This is a genomic window from Segeticoccus sp. (assembly GCF_035708005.1).
The window spans coordinates 1-4,648 of sequence record NZ_DASSTI010000179.1; the positions used below are offsets into that span (position 1 = coordinate 1).

Below are 4,648 nucleotides of genomic sequence, written 5' to 3' on the forward strand. Positions count from 1 at the left end.
CGACGCTTCACGGCATACCGACCTCCTTGCGGGGGCACCCGAGGGGAGCTGGCAGACCGAGCGGCCCGGTGGCCATGGCGGCCTGAGCGTCACCACTGTCAGCACGCGGGAGCCCTACGCCGCCACGGGTTTGCGGTAGGCCACCAGGTGGTCGGCGAGACCGTAGGCCACGGCAGCCTCCGGAGTGAAGATCCGGTCGCGGTCGGTGTCGCGGCGGAGCGTCTCGACCGACTGCCCGGTGTGTCGCGACAGGATCTGCTCCGCCTCGGCGCGCAGGCGGATCACCTCGTCGGCCTGCAGGATCAGGTCCGGGATCGCTCCCTGGCCTCGCGCGGATGGCTGGTGCAGCAGGACGCGCGCGTGCGGGAGGACGCTGCGTTGCCCGGGCGCGCCCGAGGCGAGCAGCATCGCCGCCGTCGCGCAGGCCTGACCGATGCAGATGGTGCTGACGGGCGCCTGCACGTACTGCATGGCGTCGTAGATCGCGAACGACGCGGTCAGCGAACCGCCGGGGGAGTTGATGTAGAGGCTGATCGGCCGGTCCGGTCCGGTCGACTCCAGGTGCAGGATCTGCGCGACGATGGCGTTGGAGACCCCGTCGTCGATCTCGGTGCCGATGTAGACGATTCGCTCACTGAGCAGGTGGCTGTAGACGTCGGTCACCCGGTCGCCGCGCGGGTGCTCGACGAGCACGTTCGGGATCGTGTAGCTGCTCATCACGCGCTCACCCCCAGTCCCACACCGGCGCGATGGGGCCGGACGGCGTCAAGGGTGTCGAGCACCTCGTCGACGAACCCGTAGTCCTTCGCCTGCTCCGCGGTGTACCACCGGTCCCGCGCGGAGTCCTCGACGATCCGCTCGATCGGCTGCCCGGTGAACTCGGCAATGAGGCCGAGCACGGTGTCGCGGGTGAACCGCAGGTCGTCGGCCTGCAGCTCGATGTCCACGGCTGTGCCGCCGATGCCGGCCGAGCCCTGGTGCATCAGGATCCGCGAGTGGGGGAGAGCGTAGCGCTTCCCTCGCGTCCCCGCACTGAGCAGGAACTGCCCCGCGCTGCAGGCGATTCCGAGCGCCAGAGTAGACACGTCGTTGGGGATCAGGCGGATCGTGTCCATGATCGCGAGCATCGCCGGCACGGATCCGCCGGGCGAGTTGATCCACAGGCTGATGTCGGCGCGCGGGTCCTCGGCTGACAGGAGCACCAGCTCGCCGCACAAGCGTGTGCCGAGCTGGTCGTCCAGGGCTCCGTCGAGCAGCAGGATTCGTTGGTGTTGAAGCCGCGCGGCGACTTCGTCGGCGAGTGGTGGGCGGGGCTGCTGTTCCTCGGTCATGCTCCGACCATGCGGCGCGCGGGCTCGACACGCCCAGCCGCCGCTGCTGTGGGCAGAGAATCCGGTATGCCGTGGCCCCGCCGCCCGCCGACTTCTGCACCGAACGGCCCGCCGCCTCCAAGCCCCGTGCGCTGGCCGAGAGGATCGTCACCGGTGGCGGCGACCGTCGTTAGAGCTTGAGCGTCGGGCGTGGCGGGAGGCCCGCGAGCTCGTAGGCGGCGTCGATCGCCTCCATCTGCGCGACCGCGTCATCGAGGTCGAGCGGAAACAGAGCGCCCTGGCGCAGGTGCGCGGTCAACGCCTCCAGTTGGAAGGTGTATGACGACCGCTCACCCAGGTGCTCCACGCGCTCGCCCTCCGTCGTGGTCACCGTAAGGCGGTCGTTGACGTGCGGCTGCACGAAGTTCTCGACCCTGAGCTGACCGCGGCTGCCCACGACGGTGAGCGAGAAGTCCCACGCGTCGGCTGCCATGTGTGAGCCCGCGACAGCCGTCGCGCCAGAGGGGTAGACGTACTCCGCCGTGAGCCACTCGTCGACGCCCGGATGTCCTGCCCGCTCACCGGCCTTCGCGGCCACCAAGGTGGGTGGACCGCCATACCGCTGGCCGATCATCCGGACCGCATGGATGCTGTAGCACCCGAGGTCCATCGTGGACCCGCCGGCCAGGCCCAGGTCCCAGCGAGGGTCGTCGTCGGCGGGAGCCGGCATCCGCATCGGCGTCTCGACTGATCGAAGCGTGCCGATCACGTCGTCCTTGAGCAGCTCGAGGACTCGCTGGAACAGCGGGTGGTGCAGGTAGTGGAACGCCTCCACCACCGTCACCCCACGGACGAGCGCGGCCTCCCGCACGACGGCGCCCTCGACGGCGTTGCTGGCGAAGGGCTTCTCGCTCAAAACGTGCTTGCCGGCTGCGATGGCGCGCAGGTTCCACGGGCCGTGCAGGCCGTTGGCCAGCGGGTTGTAGACGACCTCGACCTCCGGGTCGGCGAGCAGTTCGTCATAGGAGGCGTGCACCCGCTCCACCCCGTGGCGCACGGCGAACTCCTCCGCGCGAGAGCGGTCCCGGGCGGCGACGGCGACGAGCCGCGCGCCGACTGTCCGGGCCGGCTTGACGATGGCCAGCTCACTGATCCGCGCGGCGCCGAGTACGCCGATCCGCAAAGGCTCCATGTCGCCCGAGGCTAGTGGCTGGCCTTCGTCGCGGACTGGGCCGCGAGCCGCCGGGACAGTTCTTCGACAGAGACCTCCTGCCCGAGTGCCTCGGCCACGAGCGCGGCCTGGGTCGTTGGCGCGAGCCCGGCAACCGGCTGGTCGAGATCGAGGTTGGTCGGGAAGGAGTAGCCCTCGGCGCTGGCCGCGACCACGTTGGCGATCCGCGCCGCGCCCATGCCGGACCGCTTCGCGGCCAGCAGCGCGGGGTAGATCGCCTTGCTGACGCGCGCCCGGTCGACGGTCTCCATGGCCCGGCCGAACGCGGACGAGACCTGCAGCAGGTTCGCCATGCGCTTGATGTTGGCCGAATGGTTCGAGCCCGCCGCGTGGAAGAGCGCCGGGTTGAAGAACACCGCGTCGCCCTTCGCCAGCGGCAGCTGGATGTGGTGGTCGACGAAGTGCTCGGCGAATTCCGGCCGGCGCCAAGCGAGGTAGCCGGGCAGGTACTTCTGTGAGTGCGGCAGGTAGAGCGTCGGCCCGCTCTCCACCGGCATGTCCACGTGCGCCACGGCGCCCTGCAGGGTGAGCACCGGCGAGAGCTGGTGCACGTGCAGCGGATAGGCGGCGGCGACCTCGTCGGACTGGAAGCCGAGGTGGTAGTCCCGGTGCACGGTCTGCCCGGCGCCGCCGGGATTGACCACGTTGATCTGCGAAGTCACCTGGTAGCCCGGGCCGAGCCACGCCGAGGAGGCCAGCGCCACAACGTCGTTGGCGTAGTAGGCGACGAATGTCTCGGGGTGGGCGACGGCGAGCTTCTCGAGCGCGTTCCACACCCGGTCGTTCGCCCCGGGCTTGGCGAAGTGGTCGCCGCCCACCGCGCCGCTGGCGCGCTGCTGGGCGATCAGGTCGTTGAAGGCCTCGGTGGCGGCATCGACGACGTCGGGCTCGAACGCGCCGGTGAACACGACGATCCCGGGACCGTCGGCCAACGCACGCACCAGCTCCCCGGCCACCTCCGCCCGTTCCTGCGGGTCCGCGGCGGCCTGCCGCACGGCGGCCGACTCGTAGACAAGGACCTGCTGCTGCACCCGGCTGGCGTGCGGGTAGTCCTCCACTCGGGTCTCCTCCGCGACGACCTCGAGCAGGTCCTCGAGCCGGACGTCGGCCGGGGAGAGGCGGGTGGGCGGGAAGGGGGTCGGCAGCTGCGTGGTCATGTCCTCCAGCATCGCCCTCCCGCGGCTGCGCCGGCACCCGTCGATCACCTCAAAAACACCTCAGCGCGGCTATCCTCCGACGGTATGCCGGGAGCTCACCGCATCCGTGACATCGCCGAGCAGTCGGGCCTCAGTCAGGCGACGGTCGATCGGGTCGTGCACCGCCGTCCCGGGGTGAGCGCCCGCGCCGTCCGCCAGGTGGAGCAGGCACTACTGGACCTCGACCAGCAGCAGAGCCAGCTCCGGCTGGGCGCCCGGACGCTCATGCTCGACGTCGTCATGCAGGCGCCGCGCCGGTTCAGCTCCGCCGTGCGCCGAGCCCTGGAGGCCGAACTGGACAGCGCGCGACCGGCCGCCGTCCGCGCGAGGTTCGACCTGCGCGAGAGCGGCGACGTCGCCGACCTCGTCACACGGCTCGACCGGGTGGGCCAGCGGGGGAGGGCCACCCACGGCGTCCTGCTCAAGGCGCCCGACGACCCCGCGGTCGCGGCAGCGGTGGACCGGCTCGCCGACCGGGGAATCCCCGTGGTCACCTTGGTCACCGACGTGCGCCAGTGCGCCCGGGTGGCCTACGTGGGACTGGACAACACCGCGGCCGGTGCGACCGCGGCATACCTCATCGACCGGTGGGCGGGGGACCGGCCGGGGGAGGTGCTCGTCACGGTGAGCCGGTCGGCGTTCTTCGGCGAACGGGAGCGGCGCGAGGCCTTCGTGGCCCAGATGGCACGGCTGGCGCCGGAGCGCGGTGTCGTGGCGACCGGGGAGGCCGACGGGCTGGACGAGTCGACGCGGCAGGTGGTGCGCGCCGCCCTTGCCGAGCACCCGCAGATCGTCGGGGTCTACTCGATCGGCGGCGGCAACCGCGCGATCACCGCGGAGCTCGCGCGCGCCCGCCGGGACGTGGCGGTGTTCGTGGCCCACGACCTCGACCGCGACAACGTCGACCTGCT

5 protein-coding genes are annotated in these 4,648 nt (G+C 71.3%); 1 reads left to right on the forward strand and 4 read right to left on the reverse strand.

Annotated elements, in window-relative coordinates; genetic code table 11:
- Window positions 1–114: 114 nt before the first annotated feature.
- From VFL99_RS17170 to VFL99_RS17185, 4 genes are all read right to left on the reverse strand, one after another.
- Complete coding sequence (locus VFL99_RS17170; protein ID WP_325107584.1) at window positions 115–717, reverse strand: ClpP family protease; 603 nt, start codon at window positions 715–717, stop codon at window positions 115–117.
- On the reverse strand, window positions 717–1,331 hold the full coding sequence (locus VFL99_RS17175; protein ID WP_325107585.1) for a ClpP family protease: 615 nt from the start codon (window positions 1,329–1,331) through the stop codon (window positions 717–719). The genes VFL99_RS17170 and VFL99_RS17175 overlap by 1 nt, the downstream gene beginning before the upstream one ends.
- A 169-nt stretch (window positions 1,332–1,500) precedes the next feature.
- The gene (locus tag VFL99_RS17180) at window positions 1,501–2,502 is read right to left on the reverse strand and encodes a Gfo/Idh/MocA family protein (protein WP_325107586.1); all 1,002 of its coding nucleotides are present in this window, start codon (window positions 2,500–2,502) and stop codon (window positions 1,501–1,503) included.
- A gap of 11 nt (window positions 2,503–2,513) precedes the next feature.
- Window positions 2,514–3,698 carry a phytanoyl-CoA dioxygenase family protein gene (locus VFL99_RS17185; protein WP_325107587.1) on the reverse strand — a complete coding sequence of 395 codons (1,185 nt, stop codon included), beginning with the start codon at window positions 3,696–3,698 and terminating at the stop codon, window positions 2,514–2,516.
- 84 nt (window positions 3,699–3,782) lie between these two features.
- On the opposite strand from VFL99_RS17185, the gene VFL99_RS17190 reads away from it, so the two are divergent.
- The coding region (locus VFL99_RS17190) for a LacI family DNA-binding transcriptional regulator (protein ID WP_325107588.1) at window positions 3,783–4,648 on the forward strand (866 nt) is incomplete at its 3' end.